Source organism: Chryseobacterium sp. CH25 (assembly GCF_004119455.1).
Lineage (GTDB): Bacteria > Bacteroidota > Bacteroidia > Flavobacteriales > Weeksellaceae > Chryseobacterium.
In genome coordinates this window covers 437,567-462,815 of the sequence record NZ_NRQT01000003.1, presented here as the reverse complement: position 1 = coordinate 462,815, position 25,249 = coordinate 437,567, and the positions used below count along the sequence as shown (strand labels likewise).

Genomic DNA, 25,249 nt, shown 5'->3' with positions numbered 1-25,249 from the left:
TTGTTTTTTTTCTGAAAAATATTATCTTGTAAAAATCATAAACATAGACAGAACTTAATGTTAGAAAAAAAAGAACATAATTATGAGAAAGCAGTCTTGGTAGGGATTATTACCCAGAATCAGGATGAAGAAAAACTGGTGGAGTACATGGATGAACTTGAGTTTTTAGCTTTCACGGCAGGAGCAACCGTACAAAAACGCTTTACCCAAAAATTAACACAACCAGATTCCAAAACCTTTATTGGGAGTGGAAAAGCACTCGAAATAAAAGAATATGTAAAAGAAAATGAAATCGGAACCGTAATTTTTGACGATGAACTTTCTCCTTCACAGCTTAAAAACCTAGAAAGAGAAATGGAAGTTAAAATTTTGGACCGTACCAATCTTATTCTTGACATTTTTGCACAGAGAGCACAGACTTCTTATGCAAGAACTCAGGTAGAACTGGCACAGTATCAGTATCTTTTACCTCGTTTGACGAGAATGTGGACCCACTTGGAACGTCAGAAAGGGGGAATCGGGATGAGAGGTCCCGGGGAAACAGAAATTGAGACTGACCGTCGTATCATTCGTGACAGGATTACCTTGTTGAAAGATAAATTAAAGACGATCGATAAGCAAATGGCAACCCAACGTAATAACCGCGGAAAAGTTGTTCGTGCTGCTTTAGTTGGGTATACCAATGTTGGAAAGTCCACATTGATGAACTCTCTTTCAAAATCTGAAGTTTTTGCAGAAAATAAACTGTTTGCAACCCTTGATACTACGGTTAGAAAAGTAGTGATTGGAAATTTACCCTTCCTGCTTACCGATACCGTAGGATTTATCAGAAAACTACCGACGCAATTGGTAGAATCATTTAAATCTACATTAGATGAGGTTCGTGAAGCAGACCTTCTTATTCATGTAGTGGATATTTCCCATGAAAGTTTTGAAGATCACATCGCTTCTGTTAATCAGATTTTAATGGACATCAATGCACATCAGAAACCCATGATCATGGTATTCAATAAAATTGATGATTTTAGCTATGAAAAGAAAGATGAAGATGATTTAACACCTAGTTCAAAGAAGAATATTTCTCTTGACGAATGGAAAAAAACATGGATGGCCAAATCAAAGTATCCAACTGTTTTCATTTCTGCTTTAACGAAGGAAAACTTCCCTGAAATGAAAAAGATGATCTACGATGAGGTGATGAAGATTCATATTTCAAGATTCCCATACAACGATTTCCTTTTCGAATACTTTGATGACGAGGAGGAAGAAAACAATAATTAATGAAATATCATTTTTTCCTTTTATTCATTCTGTTTTCGGTTTTTGGATTCAGCCAGAAATCGAAAGTGGATTTTAAAGCCATTGAAAAGAGTTTCAAAAGTTCTGATTCTCCGTACAATTACGAGAAACTTCTTTTCAAATACAAAGGATATCCAAAGTCTCTGGATAGTATAGAAGCACAGTATCTTTATTATGGAAGAAGTTTTCGGACAGATAAAATAAGTACTTCAGAGGAGGCATTTAAGAATTTGGCGGAAGCTTTTAAGCAAAACAATTCTGAAGAGTGTGTCAAGCAGGGGAAGGCTCTGTATGATAAAGACCCTACGAATCTGGACATTTTGCTTATTTTACTCAGAGCTTATGATTCTTTAAAAGATGGAACCAATTTTATGCATCACCTGAGCCAGTTTCGTGCTCTTGCAGATGGAATTAAAAGTTCCGGAGACGGAAAGTCTGAGAAAACAGCTTACCTTGTAAATTCGGTGGGAGATGAATACATTCTGTTGAATATTCTGAATATAGGAAATGATTATACCAGAGGATCAAGGACTTCAAAGGACGGCATGTTTGATATCTGGGAAAAAGGAGGTCAGAGAATATACATCAAGGTCCTTTACTTAGACTTATAAATTAATTTTAAAGAGAACACTTAGTGGAATTATATTATTCATTTTCAGCATTAATCGTATTAGCATCCATATTTGCCTATCTTAACTACAGATTTTTAAAACTTCCGAGTACTATTGGAATCATGGTGATTGCCATTGTGGTTTCTATTTTCCTGGTAATGTTTGGAGAAACGGTACTTCCAAGAACTTTCGGTCATCTTCATAATCTGATGAACAGTATTGATTTTACAGAGGTACTAATGGGAGCAATGCTTAATTTTCTTCTTTTTGCTGGAGGAATTCATATTAACATTAATGATCTTAAAGAACAGTTCCGGCCTGTATTGATATTTTCCACAGTAGGAGTTGTAATTTCCACTTTTGTAGTAGGATTTGGAATGTTTTATCTCCTTCCGTATGTAGGAATTAAGCTTCCGTTTATCTACTGTCTCGTTTTTGGAGCATTAATTTCTCCTACCGATCCGGTGGCGGTTCTGAGTGTCCTGAAGCAGGCGAATGTTTCTAAATCACTGGAAACAAAAGTAGCCGGAGAATCTCTTTTTAATGACGGTATGGCCGTTGTAGTGTTTACCGTAGTATTACAGCTTGCCGTAGGAAAAGAAGTAGATCTTGGTGTAGAAAATATTGGATTACTATTGCTTCATGAAGCTGGAGGAGGTCTTTTACTTGGGGTTTTACTCGGTTGGGTTACTTCCAGATTAATGCGTGAAGTGGATGATTATATTATTTCCGTACTGGTAACGCTTTCTGTAGTAATGGGAGGTTATCTTATTGCAAGGCAGATGCATATTTCAGGACCATTAACCATGGTAGCGGCAGGATTGTTTATGGGGAATTTTAACAGAAACTTCAAAATGAAATCTGTTACTCAGGACTACCTGATTAAATTCTGGGAGCTGATTGACGAAATTCTGAATGCTGTATTATTCCTGTTCATCGGGTTTGAACTTTTAATGATTAAAGACCTGAAACACTTTATGATTCCTGGCTTACTGGCTATTTTTGTTGTGCTGTTTGCAAGATTTATTTCCATCTGGGGGCCTACAAAGTTTACTTCTCTGAGAAGAAGCTTCAGTCCACAAACCGTAAAAGTATTGGTTTGGGGAGGAATCCGTGGTGGGGTTTCCATTGCGTTGGCAATGTCTATTCCGAAAAGTGAATACAGTGAGACCATTTTGAGTATTACCTATTGTGTGGTGGTATTCTCTATTATCGTTCAGGGGCTTACCATTGCGAAAGTTGCTAACCCTAAACAGATTGTAAAGGAAGAAGAGGAGCAGGAAAATAATGCTCTGGAGCATAAAGCTTAATTCTAAAAAATCATTGAATGAGTACAGGTATTGTTAAAGAAATACAGGAAGCTCTTGCAGTGTTGTCCATTCCTGAAAAAGCAGAATTTTTTCCAAGATTTTTCAAAACAGGCAAAGGAGAATACGGTGAAGGAGATCTGTTTCTGGGTGTAACTGTTCCGGATCAGAGGTCTGTAGCCAAAGAGTACTATTCAAAAATCAATTTAAAAGAGTTAAGCGAAATTCTATCTTCAAAATACCATGAACATCGGCTTACTGCTCTTTTTATGCTGATTTCAAAGTTTGAAAAAACAAAAGATATACTGGTAAAAGATGAAATCGTAGAATTTTATCTCAGCCATCTTCAATATGTTAATAACTGGGATCTGGTAGATTCCAGTTGTTATAAAATTCTTGGCAGATATGCTTACGAAAACAGGAAAGAAAATCTGTTGAGAGATCTTTCTGAGATGGAAGAGATGTGGCATAAGAGAATTGCTGTGGTAGGGACGATGCATTATATTAAAAAAGGCTCTTTTGATCTTACCAAAGAATTTGTAACCAGAAATCTGAAACATCCTCATGATCTGATGCACAAAGCCAATGGCTGGCTGCTGCGGGAAATGGGCAATAAAAATGAACAGGAACTCATTGGTTATCTGAACCAGTACTATAAAGAAATGCCAAGAACCTGTCTGCGCTATGCTATCGAAAAACTGGATGAAGACCTTCGCCAGGACTACCTGAAAGGACGTATTTGAAAATGAGAGTCTTCTTGGTCTGAAAAAGTACCGGAAAACAGCTATTTGTACTTGAAAAATCAAAGATGATAAGGATTTAAGACCGAAATTGAGTAATTTTGTGGTTTTAAACCCAATCATGAAAAATTTTCTCAGATTATTTCTTTTATGTATCCCTTTGCTACTCCTTACAAGCTGTTTCGACATTCTTGATAAAGTGAATATTAAAGCAGATGGTACCGGAGAATATACTATTATTCTTAATGCCAGCAAAAGTAAAACAAGGCTGGCCTCCATATCTAAAATGGAAACCATCAACGGAAAAAAAGTTCCCAAAAAAGCTGAAATTGAAAAGAAAATCAATGAAGCTGCAGCTATTTTTAAAGGAACTTCGGGAATCAGTAATGTGAAAACATCTGTGGATCTGGAGAATTACATCATCAAGCTGAGCTGTAATTTCAAAAAAATTGAAAACATCAATGCAGGTCTGGAAAAACTGAAAGCTCAGAAAATATTGGGGAAAATGGTTCCTACACAGGTCTACAGTCAGAATCTTGAGAAGAAAACATTGGCAAGAAATAAAGTCAATACCTTCAAAGAAGATTATGATAAGATGAGTAAAGCAGATAAGGAAGTTTTCAATGATGCAAAATATACTTCCATTATGCAGTTTGAAAATGCTGTGAAATCACAAACCAATAACACTTACGTACTTTCTCCGAACAAAAAAGCAATTAAGCTGGAGGCTGATATTCTGGATCTTATCCTTCAGAAAAAACAAATACAAAACACTATTCTTTTTCAATAAATTTCTAAACTATAGTCATGAAATCTATCTTTAAAAAAACGCAAACCATTATTTTCGTACTCTTTGGCTTTACCTTGGTATTTGCCCAAAACAGTATGAAAATCCCGTCTGATGCCGTATTTTATATGGAAGTTAACGGAAAACAGCTTAACAATAAAATCAACTGGAGTAAACTGAACCCTTTGTTGCATGAACTCAACAAAAAAGACAAGGAAAAACCTTCCTGGACAGATTATTCCAAAACAGGAATCAAGTATGATGCTGTTCAGTATCATTACGCAAGTTTTAATGATTCTATTAAGACCTACAATACCCATTTTATCATTGATAATAAGGAGAAGTTCCAGGAATTTGTTAATTCTATGAAGAAAAAAGGACAGGAGGTTTTCAGCAGAAAGAACTATTCTTACGTAGATATTGATGATGATATTTTTGTAGCCTGGAATGGGAGCCGCGCTGTTCTCAGTATGATTAGCTATACCAGACCTTATAAAGGTGATCTTTGGACAGAAGAAGCTGTTACAGACAGTACGGCTGTTGCCGTTGCTGATTCTGCTGTTACAGCAGTAGATGTTTATGCTGATGAGCCGGAAAAACCTTTTGATTATAAAGAGGAAATCAAAAATCTGAAGGAAGATATTAAGTATCTGAAAGAGAGTATTAAAGATAATAATAAAGAGATTGCAAGAATTCAGAAAGATATCAAATACCTTCAAAAACACCACAAGTATCCTAAAGAGAAAGAAAGTGCAGAGATTCCTGAGGATGAGGGTGTAATGCCTAGTGAAGGTTATGACGAGGAAGCTGAAAAAGCCTACCAGAAAGAGCAGGATTCTATCCGTAGAGAAGACTTTAAGATTGTTCAAAAGAACGCTGAAGGACGATTTGACCAATATTTCAATTCAAATTTAGAAATTGAAGTTCCTAAAGAAATGCTGGCCTTCAGAGATGCCAATTCAGATGTGTTTGTTTATACAGACTATGGAAGAATTGTAAATGATGGAATCTATGGTAAGATGACGAAGTATTATACTTATGGGCAGATCTTCAAAAACATGTACAACTCCAACTATTCGTTCAATCTGTATTTTGATAAAGACAAAGTAAGACTGGTTAATAATTATCAGCATAAAAACTCTGAAATTCAGAAGAGCATGTCTGCTATTTACAAAGGAAAGAAAAACAAGAAGCTGTTGGAACTTATCAATGAAAAAAGCGTTGGTTACTATGCAATGAATGTAAATGGAGCAAAATGTTTTGATATGATGTACAGCCTTCTTCAGAATTCCGGAGTTAATGAGTACAAAAAAGAAATGGAGCTCATTATGGAAACCATGAAAATTATTCTGGATGAAGAAGCTATTTCCAAAATAGCACCAGGAAACGGAATTTTTGTTTTAAATGAGTTGAAATCCAAAACAGTAGAATATACGGATTACGAATATGATGCTGATTTCAATGAAAAAGAAGTAAAGAAAACGAAGGAGATCGCTGTTCCTAACTTCACTTTCGCTTTTGCAACAGAGAATGAAGGCTATTGGAACCGTATTTTTGATATGCTGGCTACCAATAAAAAACTAGCTAAAAAATTCTCAAAAAAAGGGAATGTATACACCTTTAAAGACGAGAAAGATAGAGGATATGTTGATCAGCTGTTCTTTACAGTAAAAGATGGAGTGGTATATCTGATGAGCTCTACAGACAATATGTTATCGGGAAGTCAATCTGATATTTCCAGAAAATGGGCGAAAGATTCAGCTAAATATCCTTTATCCGGAAGATTGGATCTTCAGAAGCTTTTAACAGGTTTAGATAAAGAATTCAAAAGCCCTAAAGACAGAAAGACATTGGATGCTATCAGAAAAAATGTAGGAGAATTGTATTATAAAACCGAAGTGAAAGGAGAAAGTATCCAGACTGAAATGAATTATAATATTAAAGATTCTTCGGAGAACAGCTTAATGTACTTCTTTGATATATTCGATCAGATTTTTAAAACAAAAGAGACCGAAAAGAAATCACCCGTACTATAAATGAAAAAAAAGAAGATTATTGTCCCGTTACTTGTATTGCTTGCTGTTGCAGTGTATTTTGTGGTTTTTCATAAAGATAAAAACCTCAGATATATTCCTGAAAACGCAGATGCAGTTATTTTAATTGATAGTAAGAAACTAACGGGACAATATCTCTTCAGCTTAGCTACACATCCTTCAAGCTGGTCCGGAAGTGATGCAAAGGGTAAAAGCTCTGCTTCAATCAGAAATTCAGGAATCAGAATTCCGGATTTTTTGCAGATTTTCCATATTAAAGACACTAAATTCTCCGAATGGTATAGTGTTTTAGAACTTAAAGATCCTCAACAGTTCATCGCTTTTTTAAAGAAGCAACAGTTTACAGATAAAGGAAATAACCGTTTTCAAAAAGATCAGTTTTTCTTTATGATAGAAGGTAATCACTGTGTTGCGGGAACTTCTGATTCCGCTTTTGAAACAATTAAAAAGCAGCTCCTTCAGACTTCTTCAAGTCCTGCTCGGAATACAGACGAGTTTATTCAGAATACATTAGGAAGTATTTCATTCATTTCAGGGAAGAAAATTAAAAACTTTACTATTGAACTGAATGATGATGAAATTGAGATTAAAAATAATTCAAATCTGAACGCTTTTAATTCAATTGAATCAAAATTTCAGAAAGGAGATCAGTTTCTGGAAATGGAACTAGATCAGGAGAACATCAGAAACTTCAGCCGTTTTTTCAATAAAAGCATTGCAGATTCTTCACAGGCTACTTCTTTAAAAGCTACCGCAAATCTTGAGCAGGTTAACGATACCATTATCAGCTATGAATATGATGATAATTTTAATGAGATTGAAAAGAAAACCTTTCAGAAGATTACACAGCCTAATTATAGCATTGAGATTCAAAGCAAAAATGCTGAAAAAACATGGGACTATTTTCAATCTAAAAAGTGGATTAATAGTGAGAACCAATTCACAGCAATTCCTTTTCAGCCTAATGAAATTAGTAAAAATAACAATGGAGTTGTCATAAAATCTACCAGAAAGCCTGTAATAACATCTTCTCAATTAAAAGAAAATTATATCCTGATTCGCAATAGTTCTTTACTGTATTCATCTTTGAAAACACTGAGCTACACAGAGAAAAAGATCGTTTCCGATATTGATTATATGCTGTACGGAAACATATCTCAGAATTATTGGTTGAAAATAAAAGCGAAAAAAGGAAATTTACCCTTAATTTTACGGTGGTAACCCTGGAAACTGGAAAAAATCCTTTAATGGCTCCATCAGAAATTGCTTTGCTCAAAACCTGTACACATTATTTTTTGCATTTTGTGTTTCCTGTCTTTATTGCGTTGACCTTTTATCCTAAAAATTGGAAGAAGGTGTATCTCATATTATTGGCGACAATGCTGGTAGATCTGGACCACCTTTTTGCCAATCCTATTTTTGATCCGTCAAGAGAAAGTATAGGTTTTCATTTTTTACATTCCTATTATGCCATTGCGGTGTATTTTTTGCTGCTGTTTTTTAAAGGAAATATTAGAATTGTTGCCATAGGATTGCTTTTTCATATGTTAACAGATTATCAGGACTTTAACTTCTGGCCTCATTAAAATATTATTAATATTTTCTTTCGATATTGAAAATGTTATAGATTTTTTGTATTTTGTAGTCACGATATGAAATTGAAAGAACTTTTACATTACACTTATATTTTTCCTGTCCTTGCGGTAGGTTACTACTTTTCCGGACTGATGGGAAGTGGTGTTATTTATGATATTATTGCCGGAATTTTACTTATTGGGAGTGTTTTATCGGCAGTTCACCATGCAGAAATGGTGGCTCATAAAGTAGGAGAGCCTTTCGGAACCATTATCCTTGCTCTTTGTATCACCATTATTGAAGTAGCGTTAATCATCTCACTGATGGTTGCCGGCGGAGATCAGGCGATCACGCTGGCCAGAGATACCGTTTTTGCCGCCGTAATGCTGATTCTGAATGGCATTTTGGGAATCTGTATTCTGGTAGGTGGTGTTAAATACCACGAACAGTTCTTTGCAAGGACCTCAGCAACTACTTATTTGGTAAGTACTGTTTCGATCCTGGTCCTTACTCTCGTTCTCCCTAATTTTACGTCCAGTGTTAACGGACCTTTCTATAATCAGGCACAACTTATTTTTGTATCTATTGCCTGTCTAGTTATTTACGGTGTATTTTTGATGGTACAAACCGTGAGACACAGAAGTTACTTTATTGTTCCTGATGAACACCCTGAAGAACATTATATTCCTACATTAACAAAAACTCTGATAAGCTTTGGATTTCTAGTGATCTGCCTTGTAATTGTTGTTTTGATGGCAAAAGGGCTTTCAGATACCATTGAAGGAATGGTACAGAGTGTAGGAGCTCCTAAGTCTTTGGTTGGGGTTATTATTGCTGCAGTAGTACTGCTTCCTGAAGGGGTTGCTGCTATACGTGCCGCAAGAGCCAATCAGATACAATCGAGTTTAAATCTTGCCCTAGGTTCTGCATTGGCAAGTATTGGGCTTACGATTCCTGCTGTTTCAGTGGTGTGTATCGTATATGATATCCCATTGGTACTTGGGCTGGACAAAAAAGATATTATTCTTCTGTCCTTATCCGTATTTATAGTGATGCTTTCATTAAGCCGTGGGAAAACGAATATCCTGTACGGAACCGTACTTTTAGTAAACTTGGCTGCGTATATTTTTACGGTAATTGTTCCTTAAAAAAATCCCGTAACTCGGATCCCGAACCTCGCTAAAGTCTTCTCGCTAAATCCATTTTAAAAGCCATCAGTTTGGCGATATTTTCGGATTTATAGATGGCCATGTCAGCATTTTCACCAACGAAATTTTCTTCAATGGTTGTTCTCCACAGTTCCAGCCATCTATCGAAGTGTTTTTGTTCCATAGCCTGTATTTCATTGATCGGGAAATGGACACCCATTGGATTTCCTTTGTAAGTCATCTGTCCGAAAAGAATAGATTCCCAGAACGAATACATCTTAGGAAGATGTTTATCCCAGTCTACTTTAGCAATATCATTGAAGAAGAAACTAATTGTTTCATCCTTTACTACTTTGGCATAAAATGAATTAACCAGGTGTTCAATGTCCTCTCTTGATTCAAGCTTTTTCATACTTCAAATTTACTGTAAAATCAAATTGAATGAGTAAAGGATCCAATTGATAAAATTCATGAAAACAATATTTTATCTTTGTATCCGGAAAGAGGAGAAGGGTAATGTTCAATTGCTAAGCTATTCAAAAAACAAATGAGATAAGATGACAAGAGGGTTCAGAAAAAAGATTCGCCAGAAAAACACGGAGAACAGTGGTTTCGGAAGCAATGCTTCAGGAAGGTTCATCAATAAAGATGGTCTCCCGAATGTAAAGAGAACAGGTGTGAATGTTTTCAACAGCCTGAGCTGGTATCATACGATGCTGAATCTCTCTTCATTCCGTTTTATTTCATACCTCGTTGTAGCTTATATTCTCATCAATCTTTTATTTGCTATGATCTATTACCTGATTGGAGTGGAGCACCTTACTGGGATAGATAAAAGTGATCCGTTGAATGAGTTTATTGATGTATTCTTCTTCAGTTCGCAGACATTTACTACTGTAGGATATGGAAGGATTGCTCCTGTGGGCTTTTTGGCCAGCTTAGTAGCCACTTTTGAGGCTTTTCTGGGATTGCTTACCTTTGCCATTGCAACAGGTCTTTTTTATGGAAGATTTTCAAGACCGAGAGCTTATTTAAGATTTTCTGATATTGCGGTGATTGCTCCTTTTGAAGAGGGAACAGCCTTAATGTTCAGATTAGCCCCTTATAAGAATAATGCATTGACGGATGCCGATGTGATTGTATCTACAGCCATTGAAGTCATTGAAAATGATGTTCCCAAGAGCAATTTTTACAGGTTGGAAACCCATTTAAGCAAGATCAATACTTTGGCTCTGAACTGGACAGTAGTTCATAAAATCAATGAAGGCTCACCATTTTACGGCTTCTCTGAGGATGATTTTAAAAGTACGGATATTGAGATCATTGTTCAGGTAAGAGCGTTTGATGAAGTATTCTCTAATACGGTAGTTCAAAGATCTTCCTATGTGACTGGAGAAATTGTGTACGGAGCGAAATTTGTTCCGATGTATTATCCTGATAAAAAGAATCTTGCTACGATTTTAGATCTTGATAAGATCAATGAATATCAAAAAACAGATCTTCCTGCTCAGACAGGAAATAAAGAATAAATGAATTTAGATTTTTATAAAAAACAGGCTTTACAAAAGCAGAAAGAACATAAAAAATTTCTGGACGGATTAAAGAAAAAACCGCCCAAAAACCTCGATTATATAGTACAGGAAACCCATGATGAAGTCTTTGATGAAATAGACTGTTTACAGTGTGCCAATTGCTGTAAAACCACAGGTCCGTTATACACTGAAAAAGATATTGAACGTATCGCTAAGCATCTGCGTATGAAGTCTGCTGATTTCGAGGCTAAATTTCTGAGAGTGGATGAAGACAATGATAAGGTATTACAAAACCTTCCATGCTTTTTTCTGAACAGTGATAATACTTGTTCTATTTATGAAGTAAGACCAAAAGCCTGTAGAGAATACCCTCATACAGACCGCAAAAAGATTTATCAGATCAACAACCTGATGCTGAAAAATACGGTAATCTGCCCGGCTGCTTTTGAATTTGTAGAGAAAATGATGAAGAATATAGCGAAGTAAATTCTAAGATGAAAAGCAAGGTGATGAAAAATGAACGCCTTGACTGGGAATAGTTTAGCAAACAATCCTTGTCAAGGTTCTAAACCTTGACAAGGATTCAAAGCCAGAGTAAAACTAATAAAAATTGTTAAAGCATTTAATATTAGTTTTAAAGACGATAAAAGACTAAAAATAGTCATTCTTTGAGCCTTAAGGGGCTCTTTTTTTATGATTTGATTTTCTTTTTCATATTTACAAATTCCTCTTAAAAAGTGATAAAGTCCGTTAAATAAGCTATTTACACATAATTTTTATAAATGAGCCCCCGTTTAGTTTAAACAATCATTTAAATATTACATTATGAAAAAGTTATTTTTAACGGCAGCGTTTACCTTAGTCGGAGTAATCGCAGTATCGGCTCAAACACAAACCCAGAAGCCAGCCGAAAGCACTACTAATAACCAGACAACCACCACTCAAACACAGCCGCAAACATCAGAAACCAAAACAGATTGGAATTCTACCACGACCACAACAAGTGGACAAAATACTACTGCAACAGAAGCTTCAACAGCAACGCCGGCAGGTACAGCCACAGCTAGTGCGGGAACCACAACGGAAGCTACTAAACCTGCAGAAGCCACTAAAGAAGAGAAAAAATCTAAGAAGAAAAAGTGATAGTACTTTAGCAAACACTAGTCTGAATCCTGGAATCTTGTATTTCAGGATTTTTTTTGCTCAATTTCTGTAATCCTAAATGCTACAATCTTATTAACCAGATCCAATGGAATATCTTCATCTATCGGAAACTGTACAGCTCCTTTAGAAAACTTGTAATTCCTTTCTTCAAAATCTTTTTCAAAATTTTTGATTCCTTCAGCACCAGGATAGAATCCGATGTGTTTTTTATATCCGGCAAAATAAACCAAAGGTTTTCCTTTATACTTAAAAGCAGGCATCTGATAGCTAATATATTCTTCAAGATTGGGAACTTGGGAATGGATTGCCTTTCTTAGCCCAATAAACCTTTTCTGAACATTGATAGGGAATAAAAGGATGTAATCATCAATATTTTTAAAGGTGTTTTCCATATTCATAAAAATAAAAAAAGTGCTGCATATAGCAGCACTTTCTCCTTTCACTTTTTACTTTTTTCCCATTATCCCGGGAACAGGCTATATCAAAAAAGGTCGGGAGTTTATCCCAACCTTTATTATTTTTTACACCACTCCTTGAGCTAACATTGCTTCTGCTACTTTTACGAAGCCTGCAATATTTGCACCTTTTACGTAGTTTACATAACCGTCTTCGTCTTTTCCGTAATCTCTACAAGCTTTGTGGATACCGATCATGATTTCCTTTAATCTTGCGTCAACTTCTTCAGAAGTCCAGTTAAGACGGATAGAGTTCTGAGTCATTTCTAATCCTGAAGTTGCAACACCTCCAGCGTTGGAAGCTTTACCAGGAGAGAATAATACTTTATTGTCTAAGAAATAGTTGATAGCGTCTAATGTAGAAGGCATGTTAGCTGCTTCAGTTACACAAAGACATCCATTTTCAACTAATTTTCTTGCATCATCTAAATCTAATTCGTTTTGAGTTGCAGAAGGGAATGCTACGTCACACTTCACTTCCCAAGGACGTTTTCCAGCGTGGAATTCAGCAGATGGATATTTTTTAACATAGTCCTCAGCTCTGTTGTTTCCAGAAGCTCTAAGTTCTAATAAATAATCAATTTTTTCTCCGCTGATACCGTCTTTATCATAAACATATCCGTCAGGACCAGAAAGTGTTACAACTTTTGCTCCAAGCTCAGTTGCTTTCTTGATAACACCCCAAGCTACGTTTCCGAAACCTGATACCGTTACTGTTTTCCCTTGGAAATTCTGTCCGATAGTCTTAAGCATCTGCTCAGCGAAGTATACAACTCCGTATCCTGTAGCTTCAGGACGGATTAATGAACCTCCGTAAGCAAGTCCTTTTCCTGTAAGAACTCCTGTAAATTCGTTTCTGATTTTCTTGTATTGTCCGAATAGGTAACCAATTTCTCTAGCTCCTACACCGATATCTCCTGCAGGTACATCTGTCTCAGGACCGATGTGCTTACATAATTCAGTCATGAAAGCCTGGCAGAAACGCATTACTTCCATATCAGATTTTCCTTGCGGATCAAAATCTGAACCTCCTTTACCACCACCCATTGGAAGAGTAGTTAAAGAGTTTTTAAACACTTGTTCGAAAGCTAAGAACTTAAGAACTGATAAGTTTACAGTAGGGTGGAAACGGATTCCTCCTTTGTATGGTCCAATCGCAGAGTTCATTTGGATTCTGAAACCTCTGTTAACCTGAATTTCTCCTTTATCGTCAACCCATGGAACTCTGAAGATAATAATTCTTTCAGCTTCAGCCATTCTTTCAAGCAGCTTCATTCCGTTATATTCTTTTCTCGTAGCAATGAATGGAATTACAGTTACGGCAACTTCTTTTACAGCCTGTAAGAATTCCGGTTCGTTAGGATTTTTTGCTTCAATTTTTGCAATAAACTCTTGGATTTTCTGGTCAATATTATATTGTTCCATATATTAAGGTTGAATATTATTGTCAACAAATTTAATTTTTTTTTCAAGATTCACAACACTCTATTTTAACATTGTTAAAAATTAAATAATAATGTTTTGAAATATTATTAAATTGATAATTTGTGATTAAAAATTATTAAAAATTAAATGTTATGTATGAAATAATGCAGTATTAAGAAATCGTTAATTCTTAAATTGCGATAAATTGTCTCCCGGAAAATGATTTTACTTTCCCCAAAAGTTCTAATTCTAAAATTATCGGTAAAATTTTGTGAGAAGAAAGGTCTGTTTTCTGGGCAAGATCATCCAGAGAAATTTGAGGATTCTGTTTGATGAATTGATGAATAATTTCTTGATTATCAGTTAACTGTATTGTTGTTTCGCTGTAAGGGAAAAGCTCAGCAATTTTTTCTTTTGGATTATTGAAACCTAACATGTTTATGAGATCTTTTATCGTAGAAATAGCCGTTGCTTTGTTATGCAGAATCAATTGATTACAGCCTTGGCTATGAATATCTGTGATTTTCCCAGGAAGAGCAAAAACGTCTCTGTTATAATCATTCGCAAATGTTGCTGTACTTACAGAACCACCACCAAATCCGGTTTCTATAACGATGGTTGCTGGGGAGAGCCCTGCTATAATTCTATTTCGCTGAATGAAATTTTCACGATCTGGTTTTCTTGTAGAATTGAATTCTGTTAATAAAATACCTCCTTCCTGAAGAATTTTCTCAGATAGTTTTCTGTTTTTAGCAGGATATAAGAACTCAAAACCATGGGCAAGAACTGCTACTGTTGGTTTTTTATATCGGATAGACTGCTCATGAGTTTCTTTATCTACTCCTAATGCAAGGCCACTTACAGAAACATATTTTGCAGATTGGGTCGCTTCAAAGAAATCTCCGATAAACTGTTTTCCGTAAGGTGTCATATTACGGGTTCCAACAATACTTACTTTTTGAAGGGATTCATCAATGCTTCCTTTTTGATAGAGGATGGAAGGAGCATCTATGCACTCACTAAGAAGAGCAGGAGACTCATTAAGATGCTTTAATTTGATTTGAATATTGTTTTTTTCGCAGAATTTAAGTTCTTTTTCTGCTAATTTCAGATGATTTTCATTCCCAATATCAGCAACTGTTTTGGGTCCTATACCCTCCAGTTTTTTATATTCTCTCTTTGCTTTTTTCCATGCATTTTCTGCACTTCCAAAGGTTCTTACAAGTTTATGGAAATTGATATCACCAATCTGGCTGCTTTCACGTAAAGCGATGGCATATAAATATTCTTCGGAGATCATGTGTGTTTTTTATCAAATGTAATGAAATAAGTTTTATTTTCTTCTTAATTCATCCAAATGATCCCAGATGTCATCTCTTTTTTTATAGGGAAGTTCCATAAAATCTTCGGGGTGATTTTCTTTGTATTCCTGCCATAGTTTATCATCCTTCTCACTGTAATAATTAGGGTATTCCCAGATGAATTTTTTCTTTTTCTCCCCAACATTTTTAAAAGCAAAAGCAATGATACTTCCTACAATAGCTCCGGAAAGATGGGCCTGCCAGGAGATTTTACTCGGTTCCTGCATATTATAGAAGAGCTCTTCAGGAAGCATTCCCCATACCAGACTTCCGTAATATAAGACAACAAGTAAAGAAATAGTCAGAAGTTTCATATTCCACTTGAAAACACCACTGAAGAAAAGGAAAAAGGCGAGTACATACACTACACCACTGGCTCCAATGGTACAGGTGTACATATATTCACCGGTCATGATGTCAATAGGAGGAAGTAGCCATACAAGAAGTCCTGTTGCAATCCATCCGATAAAGAAAACCTTATTGGCAACCAACGGATAGAATTGATATAATAGAAACATTAGTGCAGCTATAGGAATAGAGTTTCCTATGATATGATCTATATTTCCATGTAAAAGAGGAGAAGTTACTATCCCCAAGAGCCCTTCGGGGACAAGGGGAATAATGGCTCCGAAGCAACTTCCAAAAAAGCCGTTCATTTGTAAAAAATAACCGAACCACATTGCAGATAGCATCAGCAAAGGGTATATAATCGCTCTTTTGGAAATTACATTTTTAAACATGAAGATTGTACGTCAAATCAAAAGCCAAGGATAAATTTCGGAAAATTTGGCGATGAAACGGTTTATATCCGCCTGATTTTAAGACAAAAGGTATCAAATTTAACTTTTGACCTGATTATTTTGGCTTGATTTGATTGAAGTATTTTGTTGTCAGTAGTTTGAAATAAGAAAAAGTATATTGTTTAAGGGTAAATTTACCTTTTAAAAAAATTATATTAATATTTTTGCATTGAAAATTATTTAGAGTAATGAAGAAGTTTTTATTGATTCTTTCCATATTTATGGGGATTTATGCAAGTGCACAAGAAGAATTGAAAAAAGATTCAGTAGTGACAGACACTGTGAAATACTGGTCAGTATTAGGAAAAAATACAGTAATGATTAATCAGGCGGCCTTCTCCAATTGGGTAGGTGGGGGAGCCAATAACGTTGGTTGGCTTGCCGGTGCCAATTATAATATTACCTATGAAAAAGATAAAGATCTTTGGGAGAATATTATTGTCCTTGGTTATGGGCAGAATGATACTAAAGGGCTGGGAATAAGAAAAACCCAGGATGTCATTAATGTTTCTACCAACTATGGGCGGAAATTTTCCAAAAGCTGGTATTTCTCGTTAGGTGCAGGATTACAGTCTCAGTTTGCTCCTGGATATGAAGACGGCAATAATCCGGAAGCTAAAAAAATCTCAAATTTTATGGCTCCGGGGTATCTGAACGTCGGGATGGGTATCACTTACAGGCCAAATGATGACTTAACGGTAACTTTGCGCCCTACCAACGCCAGATGGACATTTGTACTGGATAAGGAACTTCAACTTGCCGGGAACTACGGTTTAAAAACAGATGGCGCTACTTCATTATTACAATTCGGTTTCCTTGGAACGGCAATGTATAAGCTTAAGATCATGGAAGATATTCACTTAACCAATACGGCTTCAGTCTTTTCCAATTACTTGGATCGTCCTGATAGATTGGTGCTTGCTTATGGAGCACTTCTGAATCTTAAGGTTAACAAGTATATCTCATCCAATATTTCACTGGATTTGTTGTATGATCATAATCAGATTGAAAAAACACAGCTAAAACAAACATTGGGAATTGGATTTGCCTATACACTTGAAAACGGAGTAAAACGCTCCGATCGTAAAGACAGCCAGTGGTGGATTAAAAAATAAATCAGCAATAATAATTTAATTATAAAAGCATTTCAGAAATGAGGTGCTTTTTTTGATTTCAAAGGATTAGGTTTTAAGTTGCTTTAAGTTCGTAGTGTTAGGAGTGGTTGTTTATGTGTTTTATTTTCATTGTGTTATAAAGGAAATTCTGATTGGGTTCAATTCAATTTAAAGTGAGTTTTATCTTGGCGTAAATTATTATTTATACATTTGTAGTAAATCGTTAATTATGAAAAAAGTTTTATTGATCGCTTCCATTTCTTTTGGAGCTATGGCCATGGCTCAGGAAACAAAAACTGATGCTCCTGCAACAGATACTGTTAAGGCCTGGTCTATCCAGGGACAAAATACTTTAATGCTTAATCAGGCTGCCTTTTCAAACTGGGTTGGTGGTGGAGCCAACAACGTAGGATGGCTTGCCGGTGTCAATTACAACCTTACTTATGAAAAAGGGAAAGACCTTTGGGAAAACATTATTATTCTTGGTTACGGACAAAACAACACGCAAGGTACCGGAGTAAGAAAAACTCAGGATGTTATCAACCTGTCTACAAACTATGGTAGAGAGTTTGCTAAACATTGGTATATTTCTGCAGGTGCCGGTCTTCAGACTCAGTTTGCGCCCGGTTATGAAGATGGTAACAATCCTGATGCAAAGAAAATCTCAAACTTTATGGCACCAGGTTATTTAAGCCTTGGAGCAGGGGTTACTTACCGTCCAAATGACAATCTTACAGTGACATTGCGTCCGGCAAATGCCAGATGGACTTTTGTGTTAGATAAAGATCTTCAAAAAGCAGGAACCTACGGACTTAAAAATGATGGAGATTCTTCTCTTTTCCAGTTCGGTTTCCTGGGAACAGCAATGTATAAGCTGAAAATTATGGAGAACATTACTTTGCTTAACACAGCCTCTGTGTTCTCAAACTATCTGGATCATCCGGAAAGATTAGTTCTTGGCTATAGCGGTGTTTTAAGCATGAAAATTAATAAATATATTTCTACGAATGTAACGCTGGATCTGTTATATGATCACAACCAAATATGGAAAACCCAGCTGAAGCAAACTCTGGGTGTTGGATTAGCATATAATTTTGATAACGGGAAGAAACGTTCAGAAAATAAAGATAATCAAAGCTGGCTGAAAAAATAATTTCAGAATAGAAAGCAATAAAAAAGCACTTCAAAACGAAGTGCTTTTTATGTATCAATATATATCGATTAGAATTCTATATCTACTTCTAATTTCTCAGCTAAAAGCTTTGAAATCTTTTCTTTAAGAGGCTCAATATCGATGTTCTGCATTGCATCATTCGCAAATGCATATAAAAGTAATGCCTGAGCTTCTTTTTTAGAAATTCCTCTGGCTCTTAGATAGAATAGGGCATCTTCATTAAGCTGACCTACTGTACATCCGTGAGAACATTTTACATCATCTGCAAAGATCTCCAACTGAGGTTTAGTATCAATACTTGCTCCCTCGCTTAGCAGTACATTGTTGTTCTGCTGGTAAGCATTAGTCTTCTGAGCAATTTTATCAACAAAAACTTTTCCGTTGAACACTCCGTGAGCATTGCCATCAAAGATTCCTTTGTAGTTCTGGTAACTTTCACAGTTAGGGAAGTTATGGTGAACCGCTGTGTGGTGATCTACCAACTGATCTTTTCCGATAATTGTGATCCCGTTCATGAATGAATTGATATTGGATCCATTCTGAATAAAATCAAGGTTATTTCTTACCAGCTTACCTCCGAAAGAGAATGTATTTACAGTGGTTAAGCTGTCTTTCTCTTGTCTAGCAAAGGTGTTGTCTACAAGGTAAGAAGTATTGTTATCGTTCTGAAGTTTGTGCCAGTCTGCTTTTGCATTTGGATAAGTAAAGATTTCCGTCACAGAATTGGTGAACACATAAGTGTCATCAAAATTGTGATGGCTTTCAATAACCTCAACTTTAGCACCTTCTTCTACGATTAATAAATTTCTTGTATTGTAGAATGTATTTTCGTCCTGATTCTGAGAAATGTAGAAAACATGAATTGGCTTTTCAATCACTACATTTTTAGGAACCTTCAAAAAGAAACCATATTTGCAGTACGCAAGGTTTAAGTTGGTGAAAGCTAAATCTTTGGAAGCAATTGTGTTGAAATATTTTTCAAATACCTCTTTATGTTTGTCATCATTCAATGCATAGTTGAATGAAAGGAACTCTACATTTTCAATAGAAACTTTTGAAAGTTCTTTATGAAGTTTACCGTTTACGAAAACAATCCAATCAAAATTTTCTTCTCCAAGGTGCAGTTCATCAAACTGTTCTTTAGTGATATTGTGGTTTTCTTTCGGGAAGAAGTTGTAGCTTTTTTCCGTGATCTCCTTTAGATTGGTATATTTATATTCTTCGTCTTTTTTTGTCGGAAAACCAATGTTTTCAAACTTCTGAAGAGCAGCTTTTCTATCATCATCCAGAAATCTGTGACGAAGGCTCTCCAAAAACTCATTATGGTTTTCGATGATTTGTTCTTTTAATGCCATTACTGGTATATCTGTGGTTTGCACCATTTTATCTTTTTATTTTGAACTAAAAATATTGCTATTCCGAGGAATAGGTAATCCAATTTTTAATATTAGAGATTCTTTTTTGCTACGTTTATGAATGACCGCGAAAATTTTTAATCTCTGAAATACTGCTTCTTATTAGTTAAGAAGCCAGTCGTACCCTTTTTCTTCAAGCTCTAATGCTAAAGATTTATCACCTGTTTTGATGATTTTTCCGTTAGCTAAAACGTGAACGAAGTCAGGTTGAATATAGTTAAGCAATCTTTGATAGTGCGTAATCAAAAGAACTGCATTTCCTTCATTTTTAAAAGCATTTACACCGTCTGCAACAATTCTTAGAGCATCGATGTCTAATCCTGAATCTGTTTCATCAAGAATAGCTAATTTAGGATCAAGCATCATCATTTGGAAGATCTCATTTCTTTTCTTCTCACCTCCGGAGAATCCTTCGTTCAGTGATCTTGAAAGGAAATCTTTTTTAATGCCTAATTTTTCAGATTTTTCACGGATTAATGCAAGCATTTCTTTTGCTGGCATTTCTGCCAATCCGTTTGCTTTTCTTGTTTCGTTTAAAGCAGCTTTGATGAAGTTTGTTACAGAAACTCCCGGAATTTCCACTGGATACTGAAAAGATAGGAAGATTCCTTTGTGTGCTCTGTCTTCAGGAGCATCTTCAATGATGTCTTCTCCCTGGAAAATAATTTCTCCACCTGTCACTTCGTAATCCTCTTTTCCTGCGATTACAGAAGAAAGGGTAGACTTACCAGCTCCGTTTGGCCCCATAATAGCGTGAACTTCTCCTGGTTTTATTTCAAGGTTAATCCCTTTTAATATTTCTGCGCCATCTTCAATTTTGGCGTGAAGGTTTTTAATTTCTAACATTTTATTTGCTTAAACAAATTATTTTTGAATTCTATATACTAAACTTTCAGGTTGACCGGGAACATCATTAAGGGTCCCAATTTTGGTCATACCTGCCTTTTCCAAAACTTTAACAGAAGCTATATTACCGGGACGGACAATGGCGAATATTTCTTCTTTATTGTCCTCATTAAACCCAAAGTCTATAGCTTTCTTTGTGAATTCTGTGGCATATCCTTTCCCCCATGCCTGGGAAGCAAAACGATAGCCTAAATTCAATTTTTCTTCTTCTCCGTAGAGTCTGTAGCTCAGTCCTCCAAAACCTATTATATTTTCAGGGTTTTCCTTTTCAGTAATGGCCCAGCTTCCAAAATGATGGTTATCCCAGTGATCAAGCATTCTTGTAAATGTACTTTCTGCTTTTTCAAAACTCATGGGTCCGCTTGGATTATGAATATTGGTTTCAGGGTCATGATTAATTTCAAAGAAACTTTCAAAATCTTCTTTTGCAGGTTTTCTTAAAATTAATCTTTCTGTAGCTATCATTTCTTTTTTATCCTACTGATCCTTCTAATGAAATCTCAAGTAATTTCTGTGCTTCAATAGCAAACTCCATTGGAAGTTTATTAAGAACCTCTTTGCTGAAACCGTTTACGATCAAAGCAATGGCTCTTTCTGTATCAATACCTCTCTGGTTACAGTAGAAAATCTGATCTTCTCCAATTTTTGAAGTTGTAGCTTCATGCTCCAACTGTGCAGTAGGATCTTTAATTTCAATATAGGGGAACGTGTGTGCGCCACATTCATTACCCATCAATAAAGAGTCACACTGAGAGAAGTTTCTTGCTCCTTTTGCAGAAGGCATTACTTTTACCTGTCCTCTGTATGAGTTTTGAGATTTTCCTGCAGAAATACCTTTTGAAATGATCGTTGACTTGGTATTTTTTCCAATGTGGATCATTTTTGTACCTGTATCTGCATATTGGTGATTGTTTGTTACAGCGATAGAGTAGAACTCTCCGATTGAATTATCTCCTTTCAGAATACAAGATGGATATTTCCATGTTACAGCAGAACCTGTTTCAACCTGTGTCCATGAGATTTTTGCATTTCTTTCGCAAAGACCTCTCTTCGTTACAAAGTTGAATACTCCTCCTTTTCCTTCTTCATTTCCTGGGTACCAGTTCTGTACAGTAGAATATTTAATTTCAGCGTTGTCTAGTGCAATTAATTCCACTACCGCAGCGTGAAGCTGGTTCTCATCTCTTGACGGAGCAGTACATCCTTCAAGGTAAGAAACGTAACTTCCTTCGTCTGCAATCACAAGGGTTCTTTCAAACTGACCTGTTCCTGCCTGGTTGATACGGAAGTAAGTGGAAAGTTCCATTGGACATTTTACGCCTTTAGGAATATAGCAGAAACTTCCGTCAGAGAATACTGCGGAGTTTAATGCTGCATAAAAGTTATCTCCTCTTGGAACAACTTTTCCAAGATATTTTCTTACTAAATCTGGGTGGTTTTTAATAGCTTCAGAGATTGAACAGAAAATAATTCCTTTTTCTGCCAATGTATCCTGGAAAGTAGTTTTCACAGAAACTGAATCTATTACGATATCTACAGCAACTCCTGAAAGTCTTTTTTGCTCCTCAATATTAATTCCTAGCTTTTCGAAAGTCTTCAGTAATTCAGGATCTACCTGATCAAGGCTTTCTAATTCCGGTTTTGCCTTTGGAGCAGCGTAGTAACGGATTGCTTGAAAATCAGGTTTTTCATATTTGATATTAGCCCAATTAGGCTCTACCATTTTTAACCAGATTTTAAAAGATTCCAGACGCCATTCAGTCATCCATTCCGGCTCCTCTTTTTTAGCGGAGATGGCACGGATGATATCCTCATTTAAACCAATCGGGAAATCTTCATAATCAATTTTGGTTTCCCAACCGAATTCATATTTTTTATTTTCTAGATCGACTCTTAAATCGTCTTCAGTATATTTACTCATTATAATTTTTTAGATTTCAGATTTAGACCTCATATTTTTCTGATGTCTAGGATCTTATGTCTTTTCTCTAAAGACTAAATGATTCTCCACATCCACATGTTCTGGATGCGTTCGGGTTGTTAAATACAAACCCTTTTCCGTTCAATCCTCCTGAATATTCAAGAGTAGTTCCTGCTAAATAAAGGATGGATTTTTTATCTATAATAATTTTAATACCATTATCTTCAAAAATCTGATCTGTGTCTGTTTTTTGGTTGTCGAACTTCAAAACATACTCTAAACCAGAGCATCCGCCGCTTTTCACCCCAACTCTTATATAATCTTCAGCAGGGTTAAAACCATCTTCCGTCATAAGTTGGATGGCTTTCTCCTTTGCATAGTCTGATACTTTTATCATTGTATTTATTTAGAATGATTTAATGACGCAAAAATACGAACAAAAATCAGGATATAAAAATCAGCATTTTTATTTTATCGATTTTTATCATTGATGAGTTTAACCTTGGTAATGTTTTGAAATCCAAAACATAAATTAACTTGAATATGAAAAGAATAGGCATTATTGCTCTGGCACTGTTTATACAGCAGGTTTCTGCACAAACGAACCGATTTGTATATCAGGTAACGATGAAGCCAGATGCTGAAAATAAAGCAGATATAAAAACTGAAAATGCATATCTTGATATTTCTCAGGATAAATCTGTTTTTTATTCTGAAAACAGAATTAAAAGAGATTCTATCATGCAGAAAGCCTTTCAGGGTGGTGGCGGAAGAGGAAATATTAACAGGGATCAGATGGAAAGTTTAAGATCCAATATTAATTATTCTGTAGAAAAAGATAAAGCGAATCAAAAAACTTATTTTAAAGACAGAATAGGACGAGACGTTTACTCGTATGAGGAAGATAGACCTTTGAACTGGAAAATTTCTTCAGAAACAAGAAAAATAGGAGAGTATAAGGTTCAGAAAGCGGAAACAGATTTTGCAGGAAGAAAATGGACTGCCTGGTTTACTACAGATCTGCCTTATCAGGATGGACCTTATAAATTTAATGGTCTTCCTGGCCTTATTGTAAAAATTGAGGATGAAAAAGGAGATTATTCCTTTGATCTGATGAAGAACTATAAGATTGCAGAACTTCCAGCTTTAAACCAGTTTGGAAATACTTTAAAAGTAAAAAGGAGTGATTATCTGAAGCAACAGCAAAAGTTTAAAACAGACCCTATGTCGTTTATGACTCAAGGAGGTGGAGGAATATCTGCTCCAATGAGAATAGGGGGGGGAAGAGGTCCCGGCGGGGGCGGAAATCAGGATCCTGCTGAAATGAGAAAGAGAATGGAAGAAAGAGTGAAAGAAGAAGCTAAAAAGAATAGTAATCCAATTGAATTACAATAAATTAAAGGTGTGTTCTCAATGAACCTGCTGGGTTTAAAGAAGTAAGATAGAAGAAACAAAATCGCCAGTGAAGATTTTCACTGGCGATTATTTTATAATATTAAGTCTATTTTTATTTCAAAAGTTGGTTGAAAGTATCTCCCTGTCTGATATCTCCGGTGTTATATCCTTTCATAAACCATTCTTTACGCTGAGCAGATGATCCGTGGGTAAAACTTTCCTGATTTACATATCCCTGTCCTCTTTTTTGGATATTATCATCACCTACAGCTTCTGCAGCCTCTATTGCAGACTGAATATCTCCAGGTTCAAGAATTTTTCTGGACTCATCAGTACGTTTAGCCCAAACTCCGGCGTAAAAATCTGCCTGTAGTTCTGTGGCTACAGATACTCTGTTCATTTCAGCCTCAGAATATCTTCCGCTTCTTCTCAAGGCATCTACTTTTTGGGTAGTCCCCAGAAGAGTTTGTACGTGATGTCCCATTTCATGAGCAAGAACATAGGCTACGGTAAATTCAGTGACTTTAGCTCCAAATCTTTGTTGAAGCTCACCGAAAAACTCCATGTCCATATAGATTTTCTGATCAGCAGGGCAATAAAATGGTCCCATGGCAGATTGAGCGGTACCACATCCGGAGCTGGTTGTGTTTTCGAAAAGTACAATTCTAGGCTCGGAAAAAGTCATTCCATTCTCTTTGAAAATCTGATCCCAGGTTAGGGTATTCCATCCGGACATCATGTCAACCATTTCCCCAATCTGTTTTTCCTGTGCAGTAAGCTCTCTTTTTTCTCCTGTATTGCCTGAAGACTGTATGCTGCCGGAATTTAAAATACCTGAAGGATCACCTCCTAAAAAGAAAACAATAGCTGCTATAATTAAAGTTCCGAGTCCGCCGCCAACAATCATACCGCCGCCTCCGCCTCCGGAGCCACGGCGATCATCAACGTTGCCGCCTCTGTCGTCTGTCCATCTCATAATAAATCTTTTTTTGTGTCCGTAAATTTATAAAATTAAAGCTTACAATAATTAAAATGTTAGGATTGAAAGATTTTTACTTTGAGAAT

26 protein-coding genes are annotated in these 25,249 nt (G+C 35.9%); 15 read left to right on the top strand and 11 right to left on the bottom strand.

Going from position 1 to position 25,249, the window contains the following annotated elements; translation table 11 throughout:
- Positions 1-57 precede the first annotated feature (57 nt).
- The 9 genes from hflX (at position 58) to BOQ64_RS10200 (ending at position 9,521) form a co-directional block, all read left to right on the top strand.
- On the top strand, positions 58-1,281 hold the full coding sequence (hflX, locus tag BOQ64_RS10240; RefSeq protein ID WP_129057991.1) for a GTPase HflX: 1,224 nt from the start codon (positions 58-60) through the stop codon (positions 1,279-1,281).
- Positions 1,281-1,910 carry a DUF4919 domain-containing protein gene (locus BOQ64_RS10235; RefSeq protein ID WP_129057990.1) on the top strand — a complete coding sequence of 210 codons (630 nt, stop codon included), beginning with the start codon at positions 1,281-1,283 and terminating at the stop codon, positions 1,908-1,910. Before hflX ends, BOQ64_RS10235 begins: the two co-directional genes overlap by 1 nt.
- 23 nt (positions 1,911-1,933) lie before the next feature.
- Entirely contained in the window at positions 1,934-3,220 is a 1,287-nt protein-coding gene (locus BOQ64_RS10230; RefSeq protein WP_129057989.1) for a cation:proton antiporter, read from the top strand.
- A gap of 17 nt (positions 3,221-3,237) precedes the next feature.
- Positions 3,238-3,960 carry a DNA alkylation repair protein gene (locus tag BOQ64_RS10225; RefSeq protein WP_129059706.1) on the top strand — a complete coding sequence of 241 codons (723 nt, stop codon included), beginning with the start codon at positions 3,238-3,240 and terminating at the stop codon, positions 3,958-3,960.
- Positions 3,961-4,078: 118 nt separating this feature from the next.
- Positions 4,079-4,747 (top strand): hypothetical protein, encoded by a 669-nt coding sequence (locus BOQ64_RS10220; protein ID WP_129057988.1) that lies wholly within the window; start codon positions 4,079-4,081, stop codon positions 4,745-4,747.
- 17 nt (positions 4,748-4,764) lie between these two features.
- Positions 4,765-6,780 carry a hypothetical protein gene (locus BOQ64_RS10215; RefSeq protein ID WP_129057987.1) on the top strand — a complete coding sequence of 672 codons (2,016 nt, stop codon included), beginning with the start codon at positions 4,765-4,767 and terminating at the stop codon, positions 6,778-6,780.
- Positions 6,781-8,019: a hypothetical protein gene (locus BOQ64_RS10210; protein WP_129057986.1), complete on the top strand. Its 1,239-nt coding sequence runs from the start codon at positions 6,781-6,783 to the stop codon at positions 8,017-8,019. It abuts the gene before it with no gap.
- Positions 8,020-8,045: 26 nt separating this feature from the next.
- A complete protein-coding gene (locus BOQ64_RS10205) occupies positions 8,046-8,384 on the top strand; it encodes a DUF6122 family protein (protein ID WP_185147070.1) in 339 nt (112 codons plus the stop codon).
- A gap of 66 nt (positions 8,385-8,450) precedes the next feature.
- A complete protein-coding gene (locus BOQ64_RS10200; protein WP_129057985.1) occupies positions 8,451-9,521 on the top strand; it encodes a calcium:proton antiporter in 1,071 nt (356 codons plus the stop codon).
- A 31-nt stretch (positions 9,522-9,552) separates the two neighbouring features.
- Here the strand turns inward: BOQ64_RS10200 and BOQ64_RS10195 are convergent, their stop codons facing one another.
- Positions 9,553-9,933 carry a group III truncated hemoglobin gene (locus BOQ64_RS10195; RefSeq protein ID WP_129057984.1) on the bottom strand — a complete coding sequence of 127 codons (381 nt, stop codon included), beginning with the start codon at positions 9,931-9,933 and terminating at the stop codon, positions 9,553-9,555.
- 145 nt (positions 9,934-10,078) lie between these two features.
- Here BOQ64_RS10195 and BOQ64_RS10190 point away from each other — a divergent pair, with 145 nt between their 5' ends.
- From BOQ64_RS10190 to BOQ64_RS10180, 3 genes are all read left to right on the top strand, one after another.
- Complete coding sequence (locus tag BOQ64_RS10190) at positions 10,079-11,050, top strand: ion channel (protein ID WP_129057983.1); 972 nt, start codon at positions 10,079-10,081, stop codon at positions 11,048-11,050.
- A complete protein-coding gene (locus tag BOQ64_RS10185) occupies positions 11,051-11,539 on the top strand; it encodes a YkgJ family cysteine cluster protein (protein WP_129057982.1) in 489 nt (162 codons plus the stop codon).
- Positions 11,540-11,878: 339 nt separating this feature from the next.
- Positions 11,879-12,196 (top strand): hypothetical protein, encoded by a 318-nt coding sequence (locus BOQ64_RS10180; RefSeq protein WP_129057981.1) that lies wholly within the window; start codon positions 11,879-11,881, stop codon positions 12,194-12,196.
- A gap of 44 nt (positions 12,197-12,240) precedes the next feature.
- On the opposite strand, the gene BOQ64_RS10175 is transcribed toward BOQ64_RS10180, so the two are convergent.
- The 4 genes from BOQ64_RS10175 to BOQ64_RS10160 all read right to left on the bottom strand — a co-directional run bounded on the left by BOQ64_RS10175 (position 12,241) and on the right by BOQ64_RS10160 (position 16,198).
- Complete coding sequence (locus BOQ64_RS10175) at positions 12,241-12,609, bottom strand: iron chaperone (protein WP_129058081.1); 369 nt, start codon at positions 12,607-12,609, stop codon at positions 12,241-12,243.
- A gap of 129 nt (positions 12,610-12,738) precedes the next feature.
- Positions 12,739-14,097: an NADP-specific glutamate dehydrogenase gene (gene gdhA / locus BOQ64_RS10170; protein ID WP_101238650.1), complete on the bottom strand. Its 1,359-nt coding sequence runs from the start codon at positions 14,095-14,097 to the stop codon at positions 12,739-12,741.
- A 190-nt stretch (positions 14,098-14,287) separates the two neighbouring features.
- The gene (dprA, locus tag BOQ64_RS10165) at positions 14,288-15,397 is read right to left on the bottom strand and encodes a DNA-processing protein DprA (RefSeq protein WP_129057980.1); all 1,110 of its coding nucleotides are present in this window, start codon (positions 15,395-15,397) and stop codon (positions 14,288-14,290) included.
- A gap of 33 nt (positions 15,398-15,430) precedes the next feature.
- Positions 15,431-16,198 carry a rhomboid family intramembrane serine protease gene (locus BOQ64_RS10160; protein ID WP_129057979.1) on the bottom strand — a complete coding sequence of 256 codons (768 nt, stop codon included), beginning with the start codon at positions 16,196-16,198 and terminating at the stop codon, positions 15,431-15,433.
- A 248-nt stretch (positions 16,199-16,446) separates the two neighbouring features.
- Between BOQ64_RS10160 and BOQ64_RS10155 the strand changes: the two genes are divergently transcribed.
- Both BOQ64_RS10155 and BOQ64_RS10150 read left to right on the top strand, forming a co-directional pair.
- The gene (locus BOQ64_RS10155) at positions 16,447-17,373 is read left to right on the top strand and encodes a DUF3078 domain-containing protein (RefSeq protein WP_129059705.1); all 927 of its coding nucleotides are present in this window, start codon (positions 16,447-16,449) and stop codon (positions 17,371-17,373) included.
- A 229-nt stretch (positions 17,374-17,602) separates the two neighbouring features.
- Complete coding sequence (locus tag BOQ64_RS10150; RefSeq protein WP_129057978.1) at positions 17,603-18,526, top strand: DUF3078 domain-containing protein; 924 nt, start codon at positions 17,603-17,605, stop codon at positions 18,524-18,526.
- A gap of 68 nt (positions 18,527-18,594) precedes the next feature.
- Here the strand turns inward: BOQ64_RS10150 and sufD are convergent, their stop codons facing one another.
- The 5 genes from sufD to BOQ64_RS10125 all read right to left on the bottom strand — a co-directional run bounded on the left by sufD (position 18,595) and on the right by BOQ64_RS10125 (position 23,186).
- On the bottom strand, positions 18,595-19,902 hold the full coding sequence (gene sufD, locus BOQ64_RS10145; protein ID WP_129058080.1) for a Fe-S cluster assembly protein SufD: 1,308 nt from the start codon (positions 19,900-19,902) through the stop codon (positions 18,595-18,597).
- A 162-nt stretch (positions 19,903-20,064) separates the two neighbouring features.
- Positions 20,065-20,808 carry a Fe-S cluster assembly ATPase SufC gene (sufC, locus tag BOQ64_RS10140; protein ID WP_129057977.1) on the bottom strand — a complete coding sequence of 248 codons (744 nt, stop codon included), beginning with the start codon at positions 20,806-20,808 and terminating at the stop codon, positions 20,065-20,067.
- Between the two features lie 18 nt (positions 20,809-20,826).
- A complete protein-coding gene (locus BOQ64_RS10135) occupies positions 20,827-21,333 on the bottom strand; it encodes a GNAT family N-acetyltransferase (protein WP_129057976.1) in 507 nt (168 codons plus the stop codon).
- Between the two features lie 7 nt (positions 21,334-21,340).
- Positions 21,341-22,789 (bottom strand): Fe-S cluster assembly protein SufB, encoded by a 1,449-nt coding sequence (sufB, locus tag BOQ64_RS10130; protein WP_068940815.1) that lies wholly within the window; start codon positions 22,787-22,789, stop codon positions 21,341-21,343.
- A gap of 67 nt (positions 22,790-22,856) precedes the next feature.
- Positions 22,857-23,186 carry a HesB/IscA family protein gene (locus tag BOQ64_RS10125; protein WP_129057975.1) on the bottom strand — a complete coding sequence of 110 codons (330 nt, stop codon included), beginning with the start codon at positions 23,184-23,186 and terminating at the stop codon, positions 22,857-22,859.
- A gap of 146 nt (positions 23,187-23,332) precedes the next feature.
- Between BOQ64_RS10125 and BOQ64_RS10120 the strand changes: the two genes are divergently transcribed.
- Entirely contained in the window at positions 23,333-24,184 is an 852-nt protein-coding gene (locus BOQ64_RS10120) for a GLPGLI family protein (RefSeq protein WP_129057974.1), read from the top strand.
- Positions 24,185-24,296: 112 nt separating this feature from the next.
- Here the strand turns inward: BOQ64_RS10120 and BOQ64_RS10115 are convergent, their stop codons facing one another.
- Positions 24,297-25,160: a neutral zinc metallopeptidase gene (locus BOQ64_RS10115; RefSeq protein WP_129057973.1), complete on the bottom strand. Its 864-nt coding sequence runs from the start codon at positions 25,158-25,160 to the stop codon at positions 24,297-24,299.
- Positions 25,161-25,249 lie beyond the last annotated feature (89 nt).